This is a genomic window from Prevotella jejuni (assembly GCF_900187995.1).
Taxonomy (GTDB): domain Bacteria; phylum Bacteroidota; class Bacteroidia; order Bacteroidales; family Bacteroidaceae; genus Prevotella; species Prevotella jejuni.
Map to the genome: position 1 here is coordinate 18729 of NZ_FZNZ01000023.1, position 22124 is coordinate 40852.

The following is a 22124-nucleotide window of genomic DNA, read 5'->3' on the forward strand; positions in this document are numbered from 1 at the left end:
TCCTTGTTAGGGGAGGGGCTGTATTCTTTAGTCCATTTTGTCGTCGAGCATCTCGAAACCACAGTATGGAACGAGTACCTTTGGTACACGAATACCCTCTGGGGTCTGGTTGTTCTCGATGATAGCTGCAACGATACGTGGCAGAGCAAGGGCTGAACCATTCAATGTATGGCAGAGTTCAATCTTCTTATCTTCGGCATGACGGAAACGACAATGCAGACGATTTGCCTGGTAGCTTTCGAAGTTTGATACGCTTGATACCTCCAACCAACGCTCTTGTGCAGCACTCCACACCTCAAAGTCATAGCAGAGTGCGGCTGTGAAGCTAATGTCCCCACCGCAAAGACGGAGGATGTGATAAGGCAATTCAAGCTTCTTTAAAAGACCTTCAACGTGGTCTAACATTTCATCCAATGACTGATAAGAGTGCTCTGGCTTGTCGATACGTACAATCTCAACCTTGTCGAACTGGTGTAAGCGGTTCAAACCACGTACGTCCTTACCATAGCTACCAGCCTCACGACGGAAACAAGCAGAATAGGCACAGCGCTTGATAGGCAGGTCTTGCTCGTTGAGAATCTCGTCACGGAAGATATTTGTTACAGGAACCTCAGCTGTTGGGATGAGATAGAGGTCGTCAAGATTAGCGTGATACATCTGTCCCTCCTTATCTGGCAACTGACCAGTAGCAAGTCCAGAATCCTGGTTTACTACCAATGGTGGCTGTACTTCCAAGTAGCCACTCTTACGAGCTTCATCGAGGAAGAAAGCCTCCAAGGCACGTTGGAAGCGTGCCATCTTACCGATATAGAGTGGGAAACCAGCACCAGTAATCTTTACACCGAGGTCGAAATCTACCAAGTTAAACTTCTTTAGCAAGTCCCAGTGGCACAAAGCGTCAGCAGGTAGGTTTGGCTTCTCGCCCCCTTCCTTTACAACAACATTGTCCTCAGCATCCTTACCTTCAGGTACGATGTCGTTAGGGATATTAGGAATCGTCAGTAACACGTTGGTCATGTCTTTCTGAGCCAAATCCATAATCTCTTGGAGAGCTTTGTCAGAAGACTTCAAAAGTGCCACCTCTTCCTTTATTTTATTAGCTTCGTCTTTCTTTCCTTCTTTCATCAGTCCACCAATCTGCTTCGAGAGTTGATTCTGCTGCTGCTTGTTTGTGTCAAGCTTCTGCTGAGTCTCACGACGCAGACGGTCATATTCTAATACTTTCTCAACTGCCTCGCGTGCACCGTTGAAGTGTTTCTTCTCCAGTCCTTTGATGACGCGTTCAGTTTCTTCACTGATGAGCTTTAATGTAAGCATAACGTTCTAATCTTTATTTTAATTTGTTTCTGAGAGCAAAGTTACGAAAAAACTTCTATAAGTCAAAAACATTTATATTACTTATTTTGTTCTGCATTGAGTTGAATCAGCTATAGTTGTATTTCTGATGATTGTTGCTATTTGCTATTAAGAGAATCGCACCCTTGATAGTATTGTTTATGCTTGTCTCTAATATTGTTTATGCTTGGTTTATAAACTATCCTGTTGTCACCTTATTCATTTTCTTTGTTATTTGGTATCTCTGTTCATCCAAAAGTTAATTTTAATATTAGTACTTTTATTATTGTAATGAGTCTCAGTATGATGCAAAAGGGCGGTGGGAAAGAAAAGAAAATGCTGATGGGTTGAGGATAGGGTAAGTAGGGCGAGTATCGCCTTAAGGGCTTAGAGATAAGTATTCTCAAGTATGGAGGGATGTTGTCTATTCTTACAAATTAGTGGAGTAGGCATCTTGAGTTTGTGTCCCAGCAGCTTGTAACTTGTTTTATCTGCTTCTTCGAAAGCCTTCAAGTTGGTCGTATTGGTTGTCTTTCATCTTTTGGGCGATACTAATAAGCCAACGGCGGTGGGTGGAAATGAAGAAGATGCCAAGGAGGGAGAGGAGGGTATTAGTGATGATAGGTTGGTTTAGCCACCATGTACCTAATGCGGTGATTGGGAAAGGACTGATGATGGTAACGAGCGTAACGATGAGTTGTATATAATTCGTGTTTACATTCTTTCCTGTGTGGGTAGCTTGCATAGAGAAAGTCACCTTATTATATATTGCCATCTGAAATAGAATACGATAGGCAACACCAGCTGCAAAGAGGGCATAGGATAATATTGTCCAAAAGCTTATCCTCCCAATTAGAGCTAAAGGGAGGAAGGCGATCAGCGGAATCAATAGTAAGGCTGTATAAAAATAATACTTTGCAAGCAAAAGGTTTTGGATACTATTGCGTTGCATCAGTAGGCATTCGTAGTAATTCCCTTCATAACACATGATTCTTGAGAGCGAACTTAGTCCATAGACGATAAAGCTATAGTAGAGAAAGCCGTTACTCTTTACCATGTCACTCTCTGGATCAAAGGCTGTGATTAGACTAAATATAAAGATACCGAAGGTGTTTAGATAGAATATCAAACGGAGTCTTTTGTTGCGTAGTATACTCCAAGTCTCAATCTTTAGAAACTCTCCAATTTTATTGAAACGGTCGAAGATAGTAAGATTGATATTATTCTTGTCGCTTTTAGAAGTTTCTGACGTGTATTGCTCTTGGCGGATACGACGTTCAAGGAAGCTACGATTTAGCAATATCATTCCTATGAGTAACAATGCTAAAACAGCATATATCCCTATCTCTCCTCTTATCATTGCATTACCAATCTCTGCCCAACGGTGGAGGTAACCTTGTGGAGAAGGGAAGAAGATAGTTATGATGACGATAGATAAATAGGTAAGAATCGGTATGAGCCAATACCACAGTCCACGTGCCGTCAGCACTTGCGTAAACTGGAAGAATTGTCCGTTGATAAGTAGAAAGAGATAAAGTCCTGCTGTATAACCAATCATAGCTGTTGCACCTAACTCTGGAACGACAGTCCTAATACCAAAGGGAATACAGATAAAAAGAAGGTTCACATTCTTAAAAACTATCAGTTGTCGCAGAATCAGATAGTCTGTATAGCTATGTTTCGGTAGTGGTAAGAGTAGATATGGGCGGATATTCATCAGCAACCGATGGTCTGTTGTATATCTGAAAAGATAATCAATGAACAGAAATAGCGGCAGCAGGGCGTAGATGAAGTGGTAGCCTCCAAGATTATCATTGATGGTGAGGTCTGCCAATTCACATCCTATCCATGCAAGATAAGCATAAAGAAAGACAGCCAACACGTAGTAAATATACTTTGCTACGCTGTTGGCTTGCCATATTTTATTTCTCCTACCAGACAGGTAGAAGTGCTTATGCAATATTTGAATAGCCTCCCAGTAAGTCATTTATCTCAAGTCTATGATTTCAGCAGATGGATGACTTTTCTTATTGAAAGTAAAGATATTATCAGAGAGGTTCTTACGCTGAATACCAGAAACGGTAATTGTCGTCCACTTATTAGTCTGCTTTATCTTGATTTTCTGCAACTGATAGGCTTTGTTTACAATCACAAAGGCCTCTGGTATGTTACGTTTTGGGTTGGTTGATTTCATGTGTACCACGTAAGCACCCCCTTCATTGGTCATTGAGAGGTCGTAACCTTGGCGATACAAGGTCATCAATGCGTAAGGGTTCATTGAGAGACGCTGTGCTTCGGTAGGCGTTGAGACATTCACCTCATTCGTAGACTTCATGTATGACCACTGTGTTGTACCGTTAAACCATACTGTTGTCTGTGGGGTAGTAGCCACAAACTTAATACCTTTCACAGATATAGTACCTGATGTCCTACCAACGGCACCGGGTCTGGAAAGTTCGAAGCGAGCAGTAAACCCACCTAAATTAGATATTTTGGCTGTAGCTTTATCCATACAAGCCTTAGCCTGATTGGCATTCTGTGCGAATACACTATTTGCCATAAAGATGGCTGCGAACAAAAGTAAATATTTAATTTGCTTCATCGTTTTATTGTTTTTATTATTGATAACTGCTGCTACATAGAAACGTAGTCAGTTGATATATCTTTTTTGTTTACAGACATTTATTACCTTTGAGTGTTCTGACAAGTTTGCGATAGGGCTTTATAAGCAAGACTTCTCAATTTGGTGATGCATCTTATCCACGCAGGACAGTCAGCATATTGTCAAGACTCACCTCGTCGCTTATCAGTACCTCACGAGGTTTTGAACCCTTAGCAGCACCCACGATACCTGCCTTCTCCAATTGGTCCATCAGACGACCAGCACGGTTGTAACCGATAGACAAACGGCGCTGAATCATACTTGTTGAACCTTGTTGAGTGACAACAATTGCACGTGCGGCCTCCTCGAAGAGAGGGTCAAGGTTGTGTGTATCCAGTGAACCGCCTCCACCAGTTTCGTCTTCAGACAGCGGTTCTGGGATTTCTAACGGTCGAACAGGTCCTGGTTGGTTAGCGATAAACTTCGTGATGTTCTCTACTTCTGGTGTATCGACAAAGGCACACTGTACACGAACGGGGTCAGCCCCGTTAAGATAGAGCATGTCACCACGTCCGACAAGCTGTTGTGCACCAGGTCGGTCAAGGATAATACGTGAGTCCATCATCGCTCCTACGCGGAAAGCGATACGTCCTGGGAAGTTCGCCTTGATGTTACCAGTGATGATAGATGTCGTTGGTCGCTGTGTTGCAATAATCATGTGAATACCGACGGCACGTGCCAACTGGGCGATACGTGTGATAGGCATTTCCACTTCCTTGCCTGCAGTGAGAATTAAATCACCAAACTCATCAATGATAACCACGATGTAAGGCATGTATTCGTGTCCTTCTTCTGGGTTCAGTTCGTGTCTAAGGAACTTCTGGTTGTACTCCCTTATGTTTCTGACACGTGCTGCTTTCAGTAGATCATAACGCTCATCCATCAGTACACAAAGACCTTTCAGCGTCTTTACCACCTTCTGAACGTCTGTGATGATAGGCTCGTCTTCATTCTCTTCTACTGCCGCCATGAATGGTTTAGCAATCGGAGAGTAAACACTGAACTCCACCTTCTTCGGGTCAACGAGTACTATTTTCAGCTCATTAGGGTGTTTCTTGTAGAGTAAGGAGGTGATGATAGCGTTCAGACCGACTGACTTACCCTGTCCGGTAGCACCCGCAACGAGCAAGTGAGGTATCTTGGCAAGGTCGACCATATACACCTCATTGGTGATAGTCTTACCCAATGCGATCGGTAACTCCATCGTTGATTCCTGAAACTTACGTGAGTTTAGGATTGAGAACATGGACACGATGTTCGGCTTAGCATTTGGAACTTCAATACCTATTGTTCCCTTGCCTGGCATAGGAGCAATGATACGGATGCCGATAGCCGCTAAGCTCAGTGCAATATCATCTTCGAGGTTTTTAATCTTAGAGATTCTAATACCCTGTGCAGGTGTTATCTCGTAGAGCGTAATCGTCGGACCGACTGTCGCACGGATACTTCTAATCTGTACACCAAAGTCGTTTAACACCTTGATGATGCGGTCTTTGTTAGCTTCTAACTCCTCTTGGCTAACGTAGTTAGTCTTCGTGTCAGAATTATATTCTTTCAGTAAGTCGAGTGAAGGGAATTTCCATCTCGTGAAAGGTTCACGTGGATTAATAGGGGTCAGCGGAAGGTTGTTGTTAGCAAGCGTCTTACTGTTTGCCTTCTCCTCAATCTTCTCTTCTTCAACCTCAAATCCTGGTGCTTCTTTCTCTGCTGTCTTCTTCGCTTTCTCGTTGCTGTCTGGCGTATAGAGAGTGTTAAGCTCTTGTGGTTCTGTCGCAGGCTGTGTCGGTAGGTCGATAGGTTCAGCACGAGTAGGGTCGTCATATACTAACGCCTCTACAGGCTCTCCTCCAACGATAGCCTCCTCGTCACATGCTTCATTAACATTCTCTCCCTTATCATCATGAACCACAGTGAACTTCACCTTATCACGGATATATCCAAAGGGGTTCATCAGTTTTCTTACAACGGTTATTGTTTCGGAGGTGAGATAGGTGAGATAAGCTAACATCACAATCACCAAGATGGCTATCAAACCAGGCGTTCCAACAAGGTTCTCCATGTATTGAACGCAGAAGGCTCCGTGGTCTCCGCCTGGATTATATACTTGGTTGCCCATCAGTGGAGTGAGGGCTTTCGCAAAGGTTACAGATGACCATATCATCACCAAAGCCATTCCCATGAACCATTTCATAAGACTTAGCTTCTTGTAGGCACCCATCATTCGGATACCACACAATGCAATGAAAGCAGGAATGATAAAGGCAGGAATACCAAAGCAGCGGGAGATGAGTCCGTATGACAGTAATGCACCCAATGAACCACAAGTGTTTTGGAAGGCTCTGTTAGCGTTCTCTACCTCGCCAGGGCGTAAGTCGGTAACTAAACTCTGGTCTGCTGCACCTGTATTAAAATAGCTAAAGAAAGCCACACAGATATAGATAGCAACACAAAGGAGGATGAGTCCAACAACAAATCCCGTCTTGTCGTTAATAATGTTATTTAGTCCGAGTGCCTCGGTGAATGTTTTGCTCTTGCGTTCTGATTTCTTCTTTGCCATTTATCGTTATTCATTTATACTTGCAAAAGTAATAAATAAGTGCCACATAAGCATAGTTTTTCAAACTTTTTTTTTAATTTTGCAAGTTAGTATGCAATCTGAAATGAGTATAAAAATATACAATCGATTTGATAAAAGTAAGATATCACAGTTACCAAGGGTTACTTTCCCTGGGAAGATTGTCGTTGTCTTGAATGAAGCTGAGGCTGAGAAGGCGGTTAATTATCTGCTTTCTAAGGATATCATCGGCATTGACACGGAGACGCGTCCTGTCTTCAAGAAGGGGCAGCGACGCAAGGTTGCGCTCTTGCAGGCCTGCGACCATGAGGTGTGCTTCCTCTTTCGACTGAACCTTATAGGTGTGCCTGATTGTATTAAACGTTTCCTTGAAGATACAACGGTACCTAAGGTTGGTCTCTCATTGGGCGACGATATGCTGATGTTGCATCAACGTCTTGACTTCAAGCCGGGCTATTTCATCGACCTACAAGACTATGTCAAATCTTTGGGAATAGAGGATATGAGTCTGCAGAAACTCTATGCCAATGTCTTCCATGAGCGTATCGTAAAACGTGAACAGCTATCGAATTGGGAGAACGAGGTGTTGAATGATAAGCAGAAACTCTATGCTTCAACAGATGCTTGGACGTGTATTAAACTCTACGAGCGGCTACACGAACTAAAACACAGTGGTGATTACGAGCTCATTGTAGTACCTCCAAAGGTGAAGCCAGCGGTTGAAGAGAGCGAAAAGGAGGCGGACGTGACAACAGAATGATAGGTTCTATGTAGATTACTGTCGTGAAGAAAAATATTTTTTATCGTGAAGAAAAATATTTCTTATCATGTAAATAAATCTTTTTGTTCATGAAAGTAATTCGGAGATCATCAAGTAGAAGAAAACGATAAACGCTAAAACGGAACTTTATGTATAAGCAAGTATATTTGAAAAGGGGCAAAGAAGAGAGTCTTCTTCGTTACCATCCATGGGTCTTCTCAGGTGCTATCAACAAGATTGAAGAGGGACTTGAAGAGGGCGATATAGTGCGTGTCCTAACGCACGACAAGAAATTTATTGCTGTAGGACATTTCCAGATAGGTTCTATTGCCGTCCGTGTTCTCTCCTTCCACGACGTAAAGATTGATGATACGTTTTGGGAGAGTCGATTGAGTGCGGCCCTCCAAGTGCGCCAAGCGATTGGTGTTATTCGTGAAGAACCCACGTCGGTAGGGGTGTTCCCTAATACTACTTATCGTCTTGTTCATGGTGAGGGCGATAACCTCCCAGGCTTGGTAATCGACGTGTATGGCAAGACTGCCGTTATGCAAGCCCATTCTGTAGGTATGCATGTATGCCGTGAAGTGATTGCGAAAGCCCTTGTTAAGGTGATGGACGATAAGTTGGATAGTATCTATTATAAGAGTGAGACGACCCTTCCTTACAAGGCTGAACTCGGTCAAGAGAATGGTTTTATCTACGGAGATACCGACAATAACATTGCGATTGAGAATGGCTTAAAGTTTCATATTGACTGGTTAAAGGGTCAGAAGACAGGTTTCTTTATCGATCAACGTGAGAATCGCTCTCTCTTAGAGTATTATGCTAAGGGAAGAAGTGTGTTGAATATGTTCTGTTACACGGGTGGCTTCTCTGTTTATGCTATGCGTGGTGGGGCAGAAGTGGTACATTCTGTTGACAGTTCAGCGAAGGCTATCGAGCTAACTAACAAGAATGTCGAACTCAACTTCCCTCGTGATTCACGTCATGAGGCTATCTGTGAGGATGCTTTCAAATATCTTGACGACCATGATGGTAAGTATGATCTTATCATTCTCGACCCTCCTGCCTTTGCAAAACACCGTAGTGCGTTGAAGAATGGATTGCGTGGTTACACACGATTGAACGTCAAAGGATTTGAAAAGATTAAGCCCGGAGGAATCTTGTTTACCTTTAGTTGCTCGCAGGTAGTCACAAAGGACAATTTTAGACAGGCTGTTTTCACGGCTGCCGCACAAGCTGGACGTAAGGTGCGCATCCTCCATCAGCTTCATCAGCCTGCTGATCACCCAATTAATATTTATCATCCAGAAGGCGAGTATTTGAAGGGTTTGGTCCTTTATGTTGAATAAGATAAAACGATTCATAGCTTCTGAGCATCTGCTTCGGGTAGATGCTCTTTATTTAGTAGCGCTGTCTGGTGGTGCCGATAGTGTTGCTCTCTTGCTATGTCTCAAGGAGTTAGGCTATCGTGTTGAGGCTGTTCATTGCAATTTTCGACTGCGTGGTGAGGAGAGCATGAGGGATGAACGGTTCTGTGAAGAACTATGTCAACGTGAGAATATACCGCTCCATAAAGTCCATTTTGATACGCAGTCTTATGCTGACTTACATAAGGTGAGCATTGAGATGGCAGCACGTGAGCTGCGTTATCGTTATTTCTTTCAATTGAAAGAAGCATTAGAAGCTGAGGGTATCTGCGTCGGTCATCATAAAGAAGACTCTGTAGAGACAGTTCTTATCAACCTTGTTCGGGGCACTGGACTAAGTGGTTTGATGGGTATACGTCCTCGAAAGAATGACATTATACGTCCCTTGCTTTGCGTGGCACGCCAAGAGATTGAGGATTATCTTCGTCGACACGCATCTACATTTGTAACCGATAGTACCAACCTTGTGGATGATGTGGTGCGAAATAAGATTAGGTTGAATGTTCTTCCACAGTTGGCTGAGATAAATCCGTCGGTTACGGAGGCTATTCTTACTACTGCTAATCACCTCTCAGATGTAGAGGCTATTGTGCAGGAGTCGCTCAAAGAGGCTTTGGGGAAGGCTGTTCACTTTTTCTGTTCGGAGAGTTCTGTAAGTCAAAGTAGTCTGAGTAATCATCCTTTCCAACTTGATTTGTCAGTTGTTCGAGCGTTTCCTTCCCCTGCTTATCTCCTCTTTTATATTCTTAAACCACTCGGTTTTTCATCTTCTCAGATAGCAGAGATGGTCTCACACCTTGATGGGCAGACTGGCCAGTTATGGTATTCTTCAACGCATGAACTCACCCATGACCGTGGTTTCTTTATGGTTCTACCTCGTGAAGAAGGTGAGCCTCGCACGCTTGTTATCCCCGAGACGGGGCGTTATGTCTATGATGAGCAACTTTCTCTTCGACTGACAGAACGGACGTTGGCCCCGTCTTCAATTGTTTCTTTCTCTAAGAATCCTATTGTAGTTGACCTTGATACCTCTTCTATACGTTTCCCTTTGACCTTACGACGTGTTGCAGAGGGCGACCGCTTTACTCCTCTTGGCATGCGAGGAAGCCAACTTGTGAGTGATTTCCTTACTAATCTTAAACGTAACCGCTTTGAGAAACGTAACCAACTGGTGCTCCTTGATGCCACAGGTACTATCCTTTGGGTCCTTGGCCTTCGTATCAATGACCATTTTAAGTTGACCCCACAGAGCACATCTTGCCTACGGATTGAAGCATTACAAGGATAATAGCCTTTGTTGTTCAGTAAGACTATAATCGCATACTCTTCTTTACTAAGGCCTACTATACTATTACGACCACCCATACAGAACTCATATACATTGTAATAAGGCGGAGGCATGTTTCTTTCTTGCATTTATCATGGGATGTGTAAGCCTAAGGCTTTATTGATACGAGAGCTATTTTCTGAACTTATACCTTATTAATATAAGGTGTAAGGTATAATGACAGTCGTTTAGTTCAGCGATAGCAGTCAGCTTCTCTTCGTCTAATACCATCTTTGTAAACTATATTTTGGAGTATTAAAGACCTATATCAAAGTTTATACTTGATAATTATTAATCTAAAAAGTAGTATTTAGTTAACTAAAATCAATTATGAGTTATTTCTTAACTTTTAGATGTTAAACATTTAAGGAAATCCTATCTTTGCAGTCGGAAAATAAAGATATAGTGCTGTGAATAGAGTTTCTTTATGAGCAGTTTACATATAAGTCAGTGAGTAATGAAGAAGAAAACGATATGGATAATAGCTATAATCATGGGACTTTCGTTCCTTGGTTTGCTGCTGCTCCAGCTCAACTACATTGAAGAAATGGCTGAGATGAAGAAGGAACAGTTTGACGAATCCGTCAACCGTGCCCTCTATCAGGCATCTCGCAACATGGAGTTGAATGAGACTCTTCGTTATTTAGAGGACGATGTGAACAAGACTGAGCGTTTACATAACGATGCTCAAGCTGCTGATAAGGCTGCTGCTACACCAGCCCATCAAGCTCCTTCGACAGACAACCAGGGTGATGTCTATACTTCTTTTGAAGCAAAACTAAAGCAATCAAAGCCTTCCTTAGTTCCGAAAGGTTCTATTTTACGGAGTGATAGTAGCTCTTTGTCTGCTACAAAACGTAACATGCAAGAGATTGTTCGTAATCGTTATGTCTATCAGAAAGCTATGTTAGAGGAGGTTATCTATAATATTCTCTATTCTGCTTCGGACAAGCCTTTACGCAATAGAATAAACTTTAAGCTCTTAGACCAGGACTTAAAGGCAGAGATGATGAACAATGGTATCAACATCCCTTACCATTTCACGGTGACAACACAGGATGGGCGCGAAGTCTATAGATGTCCAGATTATGTGAGTGATGGCGAGGAGAATACTTATTCTCAGGTGTTGTTCCGTAACGACCCAGTAAATAGAATGGGCGTAGTAAAGGTTCATTTTCCACAAATGAACAACTACATCTTCTCCAGTGTACGGTTTATGATACCGTCAATCATCTTCACTTTCGTACTGTTGGTCACCTTTATCTTTACAATCGTTACTATCTTCCGACAGAAACGATACAGTGAAATAAAGAACGACTTCATCAATAACATGACGCATGAGCTTAAGACGCCTATCGCAAGTATATCTCTTGCTGCGCAGATGTTGAATGATAAGACACTCGTAAAGAGCCCAAAGATGATTGACCACTTGGGTGGTGTCATCAATGATGAGTCTAAACGACTGCGCTTCCTGGTTGAGAAGGTGCTACAGATGAGTATGTACGAGCGCAAAAAGGCTGTGCTAAAGAAGAAATACACAGACCTTAATGAGATGGTGGAGACGATTGCCCACTCTTTCAGTCTGCGTGTTGAGCATACGGGAGGTAAGGTGTACACAGAGATAGAAGCCGTCGATTCCCTCATGTATGTAGACGAGATGCACTTTCAGAATGTTATCTTCAATCTCTTAGATAACGCTGTGAAGTATGCTAAACCAGATGAGCCATTAGACGTCTATTTGAAGACATGGAATACAAACGAGAACCTTTACCTCTCTATACGGGACACTGGACAGGGAATAAAGAAGGAGAATCTGAAAAAGATCTTTGATAAGTTCTATCGAGTTCACACTGGTAACCTTCACGATGTGAAAGGGTTTGGATTAGGCTTAGCCTACGTGAAGAAGATGGTCGACCTACATGAAGGAGAGATAAAGGTGTTGAGTGAGTACGGAAAAGGAACTAAGTTCGTTATAAAACTTCCCGTTATACGTGACGAGGAGGACGAAGAAACATAAATAAAAGTATATAAACAATTTAATACGTATAGATTATGGACGATAAGTTGAAAATTCTCTTGTGTGAAGACGATGAGAACCTTGGAACACTATTGAGTGAGTATCTGCAGGCAAAAGGCTTCCAAGCCGAACTTTGCCCTGATGGTGAAGTAGGTTACAGAACCTTTTTAAAGAGCAAGTATGATATCTGTGTACTTGATGTTATGATGCCTAAGAAAGATGGTTTTACCCTTGCACAGGAAATACGTCAGGCTAATGCGGAGATTCCTATCATCTTCCTTACTGCAAAGCAGCTGAAAGAAGATATCTTAGAAGGCTTTAAGATTGGTGCTGATGACTATATTACAAAGCCTTTCTCAATGGAAGAGTTGGTCTTCCGTATTGAAGCTATCCTGCGTAGAGTAAGGGGTAAAAAGACCAAGGAGTCTACCATGTACAACATTGGTCGCTTTACTTTCGACACACAGAAGCAGTTGCTTACATTGGATAACGACCCAGAGAAGGCTACAAAGCTTACTACAAAGGAGAATGAGTTGCTCGCTTTATTGTGCGCACACTCTAATGAGATCCTTCAACGTGACTATGCTTTGAAGACCATTTGGATTGATGATAACTATTTCAATGCCCGCTCTATGGATGTTTATATTACTAAGTTGCGTAAGCACTTGAAGCCAGATCCACAGATAGAGATTATCAATATCCATGGTAAAGGCTATAAACTCATTGTGCCAGACGAGGAGTAAGATTCCTGTTTCGGCTTAAATCATTAGACGAAACATTATCAACATAACGCTATTCTATCTTCGATTAGGAGATTGAATAGCGTTTTTTCTTGCTTTATAAGGTCGTGGAAGGATAAGGGCTGGACCTCAACAAGAGGCCTATCCGACTTTCTGAGTGATGTTCTACACATTCTTTTCAAGCATAGAACTTATCCCTTCGCAGTCTTTGGAGGAGTCTGTGTGATAACGAAAAACCTTTACAGGGTGTTAAGCTAAGTACCCTCAAAAGAGTAGTATGATGTTAGTTGTAATTAATAATATAACATACATGATACCAGTATGTTATCTGCAGCGTTGAAGAAGACGCCTTTCTTGCTTCAAGAAGGGCGTCTTCTGCGTGCAAGAAGGGCATGTTCTCGAATGTAGAAAGGCCTCTTCTTGTCTCATTCTCGGCCCTCTCTCGAAAGAAGAAGGGTGTTATTGGTGAAATATGTTTACAATCTCGGTGTGCGTGTTAGGTGTTCTTTCTTTTTCTTTTATCAACGTTCTTATAAGTTATCTCGGTGATAGTCAATAGGCGATGGGGAACTTTTAACACGCAAAGGTAAATATATATGCTCATTTCTTACTTATGTTATGGTATTTTTTATTACTTTTGTACCAACTAAAAGAGAGACATCTTACTAACAAACAAATGATACATAAATTCGATTTCTTGGTTATCGGTGGTGGTATAGCTGGTATGAGTTATGCGCTCAGTGTGGCCAATCGTGGAAAGGGTAGGGTTGCATTGATTTGTAAAACCTCTTTGGATGAAGCAAACACAGCTAAGGCACAGGGAGGAATAGCGTCTGTTTCCAATTTTGCCGTTGACAATTTTGAAAAGCATATCCATGACACTATGGTGGCAGGGGACTATATCTCTGACCCTTTAGCAGTCAGACAGGTTGTTTGTAATGCGCCTTCAGCAATTCAAACGCTCGTTGACTGGGGTGTTAACTTCGATAAGAGCCATGACGGAACATACGACCTTCATCGTGAGGGAGGACATAGTGACTTTCGCATACTTCATCACGCTGATGATACAGGGTTTGAGATTCAACGTGGACTGATGGAGGCTGTGAGGGCTAACCCGCATATCACGGTGTTTGAAAATCACTATGCTGTGGAGATTATCACGCAACATCACTTAGGGAGAAAGGTGACGCGAAGGACGCAAGACATAGAGTGTTATGGTGCATATATCCTTAATCCCGATACACAGAAAGTTGATACTTTCTTGAGTAAGGTGACACTCATGGCTACAGGAGGCGTTGGGGCTGTCTATGCAATGACGTCTAATCCGGTGATAGCGACAGGAGATGGCATTGCAATGGTTTATCGTGCAAAGGGTACAGTGAAGGATATGGAGTTCGTGCAGTTCCACCCTACGGTTCTTTATAACCCTTCTGAGACCCATCCAGCATTCCTGATTACTGAGGCTATGAGGGGTTATGGAGGGGTGTTACGACTGCCAGATGGTCAGGAGTTCATGCAGAAGTATGATGAACGACTTTCTCTTGCGCCACGTGATATTGTGGCAAGAGCAATCGACCATGAGATGAAGATACACGGACTCAACCATGTTTGTCTTGACTTGACACACAAGGATGCGGAAGAGACAAAGCGTCATTTCCCACATATCTACGAGAAGTGTATGAGCGTTGGGATAGATATTACGAAAGACTACATACCCGTTTGCCCCAGTGCCCATTATATGTGTGGTGGTATAAAGGTAGACTTAAATGGGGAGAGTTCTATCCATCGGCTTTATGCTGTGGGCGAATGTTCGTGTACAGGACTGCATGGAGGGAACCGCCTTGCCAGTAACTCGCTGATAGAAGCGGCCGTCTATGCTAAGTCGGCAGCAGCTCATTCACTCGAGATGATTGATAAGTATGACTTCAATACGGATGTCCCTGAATGGAACGACGAGGGTACAATGACCAATGAAGAGCATGTCTTGATAACACAAAGTGTTCGAGAAGTGGGCGAAATCATGAGTAATTATGTCGGTATTGTTCGTAGCGACTTACGCTTGAAACGTGCGTGGGACAGGCTCGACTTACTCTATGAAGAAACCGAAAACCTCTTTAAGCGTGTTAAAGCAACAAAGGATATATGCGAACTCCGTAATATGATTAATGTTGGTTATCTGATAACACGACAAGCGATAGAGCGGAAAGAGAGTCGAGGACTGCATTATACGGTAGATTATCCGAAGCATGCTTACGACAAGAAGACCGAAGAAAAGATAGATAAATAATAAGGAGAAACACAGATACCATAGTTTTTTCAACATATAACTAAGAATCAGATGATAAAAGAAAAGTGGTTGGAGCAAGGCTTTATCGACGAGGCTATCCCAGAAGGGGTAGATGTTAAGGCTGAGATACGTAGGTTGTGCAAGGAGAAGAATGCACTTATCATGGCACATTATTATACAGAGGGAGTCATCCAGGAGTTGGCTGATTTCGTCGGAGATAGTCTGGCCTTGGCACAGAAGGCAGCATCGACAGATGCCGACATCATTGTGATGTGTGGTGTGCACTTTATGGGTGAGACGAATAAGATACTCTGTCCTGAGAAGACGATACTTGTTCCCGACCTTAATGCCTCTTGTTCTTTAGCAGAGAGTTGTCCCGCTGATGAGTTTGAGACGTTTGTTAAGGCGCATCCTAATCACACGGTTATCAGTTATGTAAACACGACGGCTGCAACGAAGGCTTTGACGGATGTCGTGGTAACAAGTAGTAATGCCAAACAGATAGTAGAGTCTTTACCAAAAGAGACACCGATTATCTTTGGGCCAGATAAGAACTTAGGACATTATATCAGTGAGCAAACAGGTCGTAAGATGTTACTTTGGGACGGAGCTTGTCAGGTTCATGAGAAGTTCTCTGCAACGAAGATACAACAACTGAAAAGCGAGCATCCTGCTGCTAAGGTACTCGTTCATCCAGAGTGTCCACCAGCCGTAATCAGTCTGGCAGACAAGGTGGGGAGTACAGCAGCCTTGCTGAAGTATAGCGTAACAGATGAGGCTCAAGAGTTCATCGTGGTGACGGAGAGTGGTATTCTTGTTGAGATGCAACGATTGGCACCGCATAAAACATTCATCCCTGCCCCTGCGGAGGACAGTGATAACACTTGTAACGAATGTGAGTATATGAAACTTGTCACGTTGAATAAGTTGTATAACTGTCTGAAATACGAATGGCCTGCTATCGAGGTAGAGCCAGAGATGGGCAAGAAGGCCGTGAAGTCTATTCATAAGATGTTGGAGATATCAAAGAGTTTAGGTTTATAATTTAATCAAATAATTATGTTGTCAGTAGAAGAACTTAACGATAAACTTATCGAACTCGCTTTCAGTGAGGATATTGGAGATGGTGATCACACAACGCTTTGTTGTATTCCTGCAGAGGCAATCGGCGAAAGTAAGTTGCTAATAAAGGAAGAAGGAGTCTTGGCAGGAGTTGAGATTGCTAAGCGGGTGTTCTATCGCTTCGACCCTGAACTTCAAGTTGAGGTGTTTATAGAAGATGGTGCATGGGTGAAGCCAGGGGATGTGGTGATGATAGTAAAGGGTAGGATACAAAGTCTGTTACAGACCGAACGACTCATGCTCAATATCTTGCAGCGTATGAGTGGTATAGCCACAATGACGCGTAAGTACCAACAAGCCCTGATAGATGCCGGTACGAAGACGCGAGTCCTCGACACTCGTAAGACGACACCGGGGATGAGAATGTTGGAGAAGGAGGCCGTTAAGATTGGTGGTGGCATGAATCATCGCATTGGACTGTTTGATATGATACTTCTAAAAGACAATCATGTCGACTTCTGTGGAGGGATACATAATGCTATCTCTAAGGCTAAGCAGTATTGTAAGGAACATGGAAAGGAAGACTTAAAGATAGAATGTGAGGTCAGGAACTTTGATGAGTTGGAGCAAGCCTTGCATGAAGGATGCGACAGAATCATGTTTGATAACTTCACACCAGAGGACACTCGTAAGGCTGTTGAGATGGTTGGAGGACGCTGTGAGACGGAGTCAAGTGGTGGTATCACCTTCGATACGATGATTCCATACGCACAGGCTGGGGTCGACTTCATCTCCTTTGGTGCATTGACACACAGTGTTAAAGGACTTGATATGAGCTTTAAGGCGGTGACAAAGTAGGTTTGGTCGACTTGACTCAATCAATGACTTTGAATTATTTACGTGATAGGAAACGTTTCTTTTCATGAAGAAAAATATTTCTTCTCACGTAAATAATTATTTCTTTTCACGAAGGTAATGTGAAGAGATACGCGTTGTGTGCTCTTTCTCTTTGGTTTATTTGACTTTTCGTAGGCTCTCTCACTAACGATAAACTGTATGAATAAGGTGGGTGAAAACGGAGTTAAAACAGACAGAAGTACTTGGTGAAAATCCTAAAACTTGGGTGACAAGATAAGGCTTAGCGGTTGAAAATTCCTGTTCAGAGGAATAGGACACAAGTAATGTGCGATTTTTAAAAACGAAGTTTCCTGTCATTTCTGTCACATGTTACAGCTTGCTAATTCGTTGACCAATAGGATGTTGACTCGAAATGTTAAAAGTGACAGCAAAACGAAATAAACTTTTTTCTTGTTATAAAGGGGTGATAAGTCTCTTTCCTGCTTAGCTGTCTTTGCTACTCCTTCGCTTGTATGATTCTTTTCTCTGATGTAGAGTAAGCGAGTTAGAGCATGTTGTGATGTGGGGAGTTGCTAAGGCAGCTTTCAGGCGATGATAAGAACGATAGTTACTTCTTGTCTTTGTCCTCCTTAGAGGGTTGGATAGCGGTAGCACCCTCACCCTTTACAAATAAGACAATACCACCCAAAACCAGTGTGAGGCCACTGAACAGGAGTGCATTCCCATGATAATTCAGGACGACATGGAGAACAAATAGCAGAATACCGATAATTATCGCTGCAATACCTAAGTATTTGATATATCTTTTCATATATAATAGTAAATATGCTGTTTACAGACGCAAAAGTACTAAAAATATTTGGTCATTTGTATAAAAAGCAGTACTTTTGCACCGCATTTTGCGTAGGCAGGTGTAAATTAATTCACAATTTTATAAATTAAAGTAGTATGAATCAATACGAAACCGTTTTCATTTTGACTCCCGTTTTGTCTGACGAACAGATGAAGGAAACGGTCGCTAAATTCAAGAAACTGCTCACCGACAATGGTGCTGAGATCTTGAACGAGGAGGCTTGGGGGCTCAAGAAGTTGGCTTACAACATTCAGAAGAAGTCATCAGGCTTCTATGCTTTGTTGGAGTTCAACGCAGATCCATCAGTTATCAACACTCTCGAGACCGGCTTCCGTCGTGACGAGAAGGTTATTCGTTACATTACCGTTAAGCAAGACAAGTATTCTGCAGCATACGCAGAGAAGCGTCGTGCTAAATGGGCAGCTAAAAAGGAGGCTTAAGAACATGGCAGAGCAGAAATCAGAAATCCGTTATTTGACCGCTCCTTCTATCGATACAAAGAAGAAGAAGTATTGCCGTTTCAAGAAGAGCGGTATTAAGTATATCGATTATAAGGATGGCGAGTTCTTGAAGAAGTTCCTCAATGAACAGGGAAAGATTCTTCCTCGTCGTATTACAGGTACTTCTCTGAAGTATCAGCGTCGTGTGGCACAGGCTGTAAAGCGTGCTCGCCAGATTGCGCTTCTTCCTTATGTAACCGATTTGATGAAGTAAAAAGGAGGTCAATAGATGGAGATTATATTGAAAGAAGATATTATCGGTCTTGGATACAAGAACGATATCGTTAATGTAAAGAACGGCTATGGCCGTAACTACCTTATCCCAACTGGTAAGGGTGTCATCGCTTCTCCTTCTGCTAAGAAGCAGTTGGCTGAGAACTTGAAGCAGCAGGCTTCTAAGCTTGCAGCACTCAAGGCTGAGGCTGAGAAGAAGGCTGCTCAGTTGGAGGGTGTAGAGCTTGTTATCGCAACTAAGGTGTCTGCTACTGGCGTAACTTACGGTTCAGTGAACGCAGCTACTGTTGTTGAGGAACTCGCTAAGCGTGGTATTGAAATCGATCGTAAGATTGTTACAATGCGCGACATGAAGAAGGTTGGTACTTCTGAGGCTACTGTACACTTCCACAAGGAGGTTGAGGTGAAGGTTCCTGTAACTGTTGTTGCTGAGAACCAGCCAGCACCTGCTGTTGAGGAAGCTCCTGCAGAGCAGCCAGCAGAGGCTCCTGTAGCAGCTGAGGAAGAGACTCCAGCAGCTGAGTAATCCTAATGGCATTTTGCACTGTAAAGCAGTAATGTTAGATAATAATCCCTTTCACTTTCGGGTGGAGGGGATTTTTTAGTCATTATGAAACGAATTGTACTCACTGGCGGACCGTGCGCCGGAAAAACAACGGCCCTTGTCAAGATTATTGAACACTTCTCAAGTCTTGGTTATAAGGTGTTTATCATTCCTGAAGTACCAACGCTTTTCTCTCAAGCGGGTATGGATTATCTTACTAAAAATGCTGCTTTCTTCTATGAAGGAGAGAAGGCAACGTTGGAGATACAGCTTGCCTTGGAGGATAAGTTTACGCTTATGGCGGAGACAATAGACAAACCTACGATCATTGTTTGCGACCGTGGTACGATGGATATATCTGCTTATATGAAGCCAGAGATGTGGAAAGAGATCACAGCTGGGGTCGGAACAACATCTGAAAAACTCCGTGCTCGTTACGATGCAGTGCTCCATCTTGTTAGTGCAGCCGATGGTGCTGAGCAGTTCTATACCACTGCTAATAATGCTGAGCGTACAGAAGGGCTTGAGCTTGCACGTGAAATGGATAAGAAAGTCATTCAAGCTTGGTCGGAACATCCGCACTTGCGGGTTATTAACAACCACGAGAACTTCGATACTAAGATTAATCGTGTACTGCAAGATATCTCTAATGTCTTAGAAATTCCACAACAGGTTGTTGAAGAAAGAAAGTATATTGTTCGATTGACGGGTGTCATCCCTGATGCTATCGAGAGTGATATCACACAGACCTATCTCACTTCAGAACCTTGTAGTGAGGTTCGCTTGCGTCGTCGAACACTGAATGGTGTGTCTATCAATGTACGTACAACGAAGAAGACGTTGCCTAACAATGAGCAAGTTGTTACTGAACGTCAGATTGATAATAACCTTTATGAATCATTGATGCGCCAAGCTGACCCTTATCGTCAGTCTATTCATAAGATACGTAAGACCTTTATTTGGCGTGGTCAGTTCTTTGAGCTTGATACTTATCTTGCTCCTTGTTCTCATCTTCAGATATTAGAAACAAAGGGAATAGCAGACCATGAAGATGTTAATTTCCCTCCTTTTATTGAAGTAGTGGAGGACATCACGGGTAAGACGGAGTATTATAACTATAACTTAGCATTAAAGAAATAAGACTATAAGTAGGTGGATATCAAAGGATATCTTACTTGACTTGAAACATAAAGTAAATGCCGTAACACTCATCAAGCGTTACGGCATTTATATGTTTGGCCTTTATTTGTATTCGTTACTTCTTCTTTGCAGCCTTATCAGCCTTCTCCCAGTATTTCTTTCCAGTCTCTTTTAGTTTGGTTGTGAAAGCCATTGCGTCTGCAGCAGCTTGTGTTTCGTCAGCTTCTGAGGCGTATGCATGATGGAACCCCTTAACCTTGTTCCATTGACCACGTGTGAAGTCAGGTACCTCAACAGGAAGGTTACCATTGTCCATAGAGATAGATCCTAATTCAGCTAAGCAGCACCACTCTGCTAAATCATAAACATCGATATCTAATGGAAGACCATTCTGCAGGCAATAAACTAATCGTGAGTCCATGATAAAGTCCATTCCACCATGTCCACCAACCTCTTTTGCTTGCTTTTCATACTTTGCAACGATAGGACTCTCATACTTCTTTATCAACGCCTCAGTGTCGGCCTTTGAGAGATAAGAGTGTCCTGAGAGATTGTCAGAAGAAGGAGTAATACCAGAACTCTTCAATTCGTCGGCTGATAAAGCATATCCTTCGAAAGGATACTTATTAGCAAATCCCTTTGTACCAGTGAGCTGATACATACGATTATAAGGTTGTGGCGTCATTACGTTATGGTGTATTTCGATGACTTTCCCGTTCTCCGTGCTGATAAGGGTGGTTGTTTGGTCACCATTACGGAACTCATTACAAGGCTCACCTGTCATCTTTTCCACTTGCTTCTTACCATTGACAGACTTGGTATCCATAGCTACCAAGGTCTTCATCTTGTCTCCTCTGTGGATATTCAACACCTGAGCAATAGGACCTAAGCCGTGAGTAGCATAGATGTCACCACGGAACTTCTGGTTATAATCAAGTCTCCAGCCAAGTTTGTCTTGTGCATCTTTCTTCCAATAGGCATCCCAGAACTTGGATAACTCATGGCGATAAGCACCTTGAACATAAAGAACTTCACCAAAGACATTCTTCTGTGCCATGTTTAATGAGTTCAATTCGAAGAAATCATAACAGCAGTTCTCAAGCATCATACAGTGTAGACGCTTCTTCTCTGATAGGTTAATAAGCTCCCAAATCTCGTGGAGATTCATTGCTGCTGGCACTTCTACGGCAACATGTTTACCGTTATTCATAGCCTCTTTGGCTACGAGGAAGTGGTGTTTCCAGTCTGGTGCAATATATACAAGGTCGATGTCCTTGCGCTTACACAAGGCCTTATATCCATCCTCACCAGAATAGATGTCGGCAGCTGGCATGCTTGCTTTGCGTAGATACTCCTGACATCTTTCTGCTCTGTCACGCTCGTAGTCGCATAACGCCATTACTTGTATGCCTGGAATATGAGTCCAACGTTCTACTGCGTCGTGCCCACGCATTCCTAAACCTACGAATGCTACGCGTACAACCTTCATCTTAGGTGTAGCCAAGTTGAGCGCACTCTCCTGTCCTGCAGGACGTTCTGGTACTTCTGTTACAGCTTTTCCATTGACGACTTTGTATGGCCAATTGAATTGAGCCGATACTGTTGAGGGTAAGAGTAAGCTGCCAAGAATGAATGCTGCAGCTAATGTTCTTTTAATACTCATGTTGTTTTTAGTTATTTATTTATTGGTATATTCGAATTCAGTTCTCGAATGATTCGGTAGGCAAAGTTACTAAAAAATATTTGAACAAAAGAGGTTAAGCGTTCTAATTTTCCCTTTTCAATGGTGGTGAAAACCAA

The 22124-nt window shown here is 42.6% G+C and carries 18 protein-coding genes; 12 read left to right on the forward strand and 6 right to left on the reverse strand.

Translation table 11 applies throughout. From position 1 onward, the window contains the following. Positions 1-27: 27 nt before the first annotated feature. The 4 genes from serS to CHB62_RS09615 form a co-directional block, all read right to left on the reverse strand. Positions 28-1317, reverse strand: a complete 1290-nt coding sequence (serS, locus tag CHB62_RS09600; protein WP_089366658.1) for a serine--tRNA ligase — start codon at positions 1315-1317, stop codon at positions 28-30. Between the two features lie 505 nt (positions 1318-1822). Continuing rightward, positions 1823-3322, reverse strand: a complete 1500-nt coding sequence (locus CHB62_RS09605; protein ID WP_089366659.1) for a DUF5687 family protein — start codon at positions 3320-3322, stop codon at positions 1823-1825. After that, complete coding sequence (gene lolA1 / locus CHB62_RS09610; RefSeq protein WP_089366660.1) at positions 3323-3937, reverse strand: outer membrane lipoprotein periplasmic chaperone LolA1; 615 nt, start codon at positions 3935-3937, stop codon at positions 3323-3325. Positions 3938-4091: 154 nt separating this feature from the next. Next, positions 4092-6554: an FtsK/SpoIIIE family DNA translocase gene (locus CHB62_RS09615; RefSeq protein ID WP_089366661.1), complete on the reverse strand. Its 2463-nt coding sequence runs from the start codon at positions 6552-6554 to the stop codon at positions 4092-4094. A 103-nt stretch (positions 6555-6657) separates the two neighbouring features. Between CHB62_RS09615 and CHB62_RS09620 the strand changes: the two genes are divergently transcribed. The 8 genes from CHB62_RS09620 (at position 6658) to nadC (ending at position 17053) form a co-directional block, all read left to right on the forward strand. Further along, entirely contained in the window at positions 6658-7332 is a 675-nt protein-coding gene (locus CHB62_RS09620) for a 3'-5' exonuclease (protein WP_042856249.1), read from the forward strand. Between the two features lie 149 nt (positions 7333-7481). Then, positions 7482-8684, forward strand: coding sequence for a class I SAM-dependent rRNA methyltransferase (locus CHB62_RS09625; protein ID WP_089366662.1), 1203 nt, complete (start codon positions 7482-7484; stop codon positions 8682-8684). Further along, positions 8674-10050 (forward strand): tRNA lysidine(34) synthetase TilS, encoded by a 1377-nt coding sequence (gene tilS, locus CHB62_RS09630; RefSeq protein ID WP_089366663.1) that lies wholly within the window; start codon positions 8674-8676, stop codon positions 10048-10050. The genes CHB62_RS09625 and tilS overlap by 11 nt, the downstream gene beginning before the upstream one ends. Positions 10051-10546: 496 nt before the next feature. Beyond that, positions 10547-12106 carry a sensor histidine kinase gene (locus CHB62_RS09635; RefSeq protein WP_089366664.1) on the forward strand — a complete coding sequence of 520 codons (1560 nt, stop codon included), beginning with the start codon at positions 10547-10549 and terminating at the stop codon, positions 12104-12106. A gap of 35 nt (positions 12107-12141) precedes the next feature. After that, complete coding sequence (gene rprY / locus CHB62_RS09640; RefSeq protein ID WP_089366665.1) at positions 12142-12849, forward strand: response regulator transcription factor RprY; 708 nt, start codon at positions 12142-12144, stop codon at positions 12847-12849. A 673-nt stretch (positions 12850-13522) separates the two neighbouring features. Next, positions 13523-15133, forward strand: a complete 1611-nt coding sequence (gene nadB, locus CHB62_RS09645; RefSeq protein ID WP_089366666.1) for an L-aspartate oxidase — start codon at positions 13523-13525, stop codon at positions 15131-15133. 51 nt (positions 15134-15184) lie between these two features. Continuing rightward, positions 15185-16177: a quinolinate synthase NadA gene (gene nadA / locus CHB62_RS09650; RefSeq protein ID WP_089366667.1), complete on the forward strand. Its 993-nt coding sequence runs from the start codon at positions 15185-15187 to the stop codon at positions 16175-16177. A 15-nt stretch (positions 16178-16192) separates the two neighbouring features. Next, positions 16193-17053 carry a carboxylating nicotinate-nucleotide diphosphorylase gene (nadC, locus tag CHB62_RS09655; protein ID WP_089366668.1) on the forward strand — a complete coding sequence of 287 codons (861 nt, stop codon included), beginning with the start codon at positions 16193-16195 and terminating at the stop codon, positions 17051-17053. A gap of 607 nt (positions 17054-17660) precedes the next feature. On the opposite strand, the gene CHB62_RS09660 is transcribed toward nadC, so the two are convergent. After that, positions 17661-17864, reverse strand: a complete 204-nt coding sequence (locus tag CHB62_RS09660) for a hypothetical protein (protein WP_089366669.1) — start codon at positions 17862-17864, stop codon at positions 17661-17663. Between the two features lie 137 nt (positions 17865-18001). On the opposite strand from CHB62_RS09660, the gene rpsF reads away from it, so the two are divergent. The 4 genes from rpsF to CHB62_RS09680 all read left to right on the forward strand — a co-directional run bounded on the left by rpsF (position 18002) and on the right by CHB62_RS09680 (position 20324). Then, positions 18002-18346 carry a 30S ribosomal protein S6 gene (gene rpsF / locus CHB62_RS09665; RefSeq protein ID WP_009012092.1) on the forward strand — a complete coding sequence of 115 codons (345 nt, stop codon included), beginning with the start codon at positions 18002-18004 and terminating at the stop codon, positions 18344-18346. A 4-nt stretch (positions 18347-18350) separates the two neighbouring features. Then, a complete protein-coding gene (gene rpsR / locus CHB62_RS09670; protein ID WP_004353605.1) occupies positions 18351-18620 on the forward strand; it encodes a 30S ribosomal protein S18 in 270 nt (89 codons plus the stop codon). Between the two features lie 15 nt (positions 18621-18635). Then, positions 18636-19166, forward strand: coding sequence for a 50S ribosomal protein L9 (gene rplI / locus CHB62_RS09675; RefSeq protein WP_009012091.1), 531 nt, complete (start codon positions 18636-18638; stop codon positions 19164-19166). A gap of 84 nt (positions 19167-19250) precedes the next feature. Beyond that, a complete protein-coding gene (locus CHB62_RS09680) occupies positions 19251-20324 on the forward strand; it encodes an AAA family ATPase (protein WP_089366670.1) in 1074 nt (357 codons plus the stop codon). Between the two features lie 115 nt (positions 20325-20439). On the opposite strand, the gene CHB62_RS09685 is transcribed toward CHB62_RS09680, so the two are convergent. Further along, on the reverse strand, positions 20440-21987 hold the full coding sequence (locus CHB62_RS09685) for a Gfo/Idh/MocA family protein (RefSeq protein ID WP_089366671.1): 1548 nt from the start codon (positions 21985-21987) through the stop codon (positions 20440-20442). Positions 21988-22124: the final 137 nt, after the last annotated feature.

Bases quoted from the DNA above. Each gene is read 5' to 3' on its own strand.
- lolA1 (WP_089366660.1), bottom strand. From the start codon at position 3,937: ATGAAGCAAATTAAATATTTACTTTTGTTCGCAGCCATCTTTATGGCA.
- CHB62_RS09625 (WP_089366662.1), top strand. From the start codon at position 7,482: ATGTATAAGCAAGTATATTTGAAAAGGGGCAAAGAAGAGAGTCTTCTT.
- serS (WP_089366658.1), bottom strand. From the start codon at position 1,317: ATGCTTACATTAAAGCTCATCAGTGAAGAAACTGAACGCGTCATCAAA.
- CHB62_RS09605 (WP_089366659.1), bottom strand. From the start codon at position 3,322: ATGACTTACTGGGAGGCTATTCAAATATTGCATAAGCACTTCTACCTG.
- CHB62_RS09685 (WP_089366671.1), bottom strand. From the start codon at position 21,987: ATGAGTATTAAAAGAACATTAGCTGCAGCATTCATTCTTGGCAGCTTA.
- CHB62_RS09635 (WP_089366664.1), top strand. From the start codon at position 10,547: ATGAAGAAGAAAACGATATGGATAATAGCTATAATCATGGGACTTTCG.
- CHB62_RS09620 (WP_042856249.1), top strand. From the start codon at position 6,658: ATGAGTATAAAAATATACAATCGATTTGATAAAAGTAAGATATCACAG.
- CHB62_RS09615 (WP_089366661.1), bottom strand. From the start codon at position 6,554: ATGGCAAAGAAGAAATCAGAACGCAAGAGCAAAACATTCACCGAGGCA.
- nadC (WP_089366668.1), top strand. From the start codon at position 16,193: ATGTTGTCAGTAGAAGAACTTAACGATAAACTTATCGAACTCGCTTTC.
- nadB (WP_089366666.1), top strand. From the start codon at position 13,523: ATGATACATAAATTCGATTTCTTGGTTATCGGTGGTGGTATAGCTGGT.
- rplI (WP_009012091.1), top strand. From the start codon at position 18,636: ATGGAGATTATATTGAAAGAAGATATTATCGGTCTTGGATACAAGAAC.
- rpsF (WP_009012092.1), top strand. From the start codon at position 18,002: ATGAATCAATACGAAACCGTTTTCATTTTGACTCCCGTTTTGTCTGAC.
- rpsR (WP_004353605.1), top strand. From the start codon at position 18,351: ATGGCAGAGCAGAAATCAGAAATCCGTTATTTGACCGCTCCTTCTATC.
- nadA (WP_089366667.1), top strand. From the start codon at position 15,185: ATGATAAAAGAAAAGTGGTTGGAGCAAGGCTTTATCGACGAGGCTATC.
- CHB62_RS09660 (WP_089366669.1), bottom strand. From the start codon at position 17,864: ATGAAAAGATATATCAAATACTTAGGTATTGCAGCGATAATTATCGGT.
- tilS (WP_089366663.1), top strand. From the start codon at position 8,674: ATGTTGAATAAGATAAAACGATTCATAGCTTCTGAGCATCTGCTTCGG.
- CHB62_RS09680 (WP_089366670.1), top strand. From the start codon at position 19,251: ATGAAACGAATTGTACTCACTGGCGGACCGTGCGCCGGAAAAACAACG.
- rprY (WP_089366665.1), top strand. From the start codon at position 12,142: ATGGACGATAAGTTGAAAATTCTCTTGTGTGAAGACGATGAGAACCTT.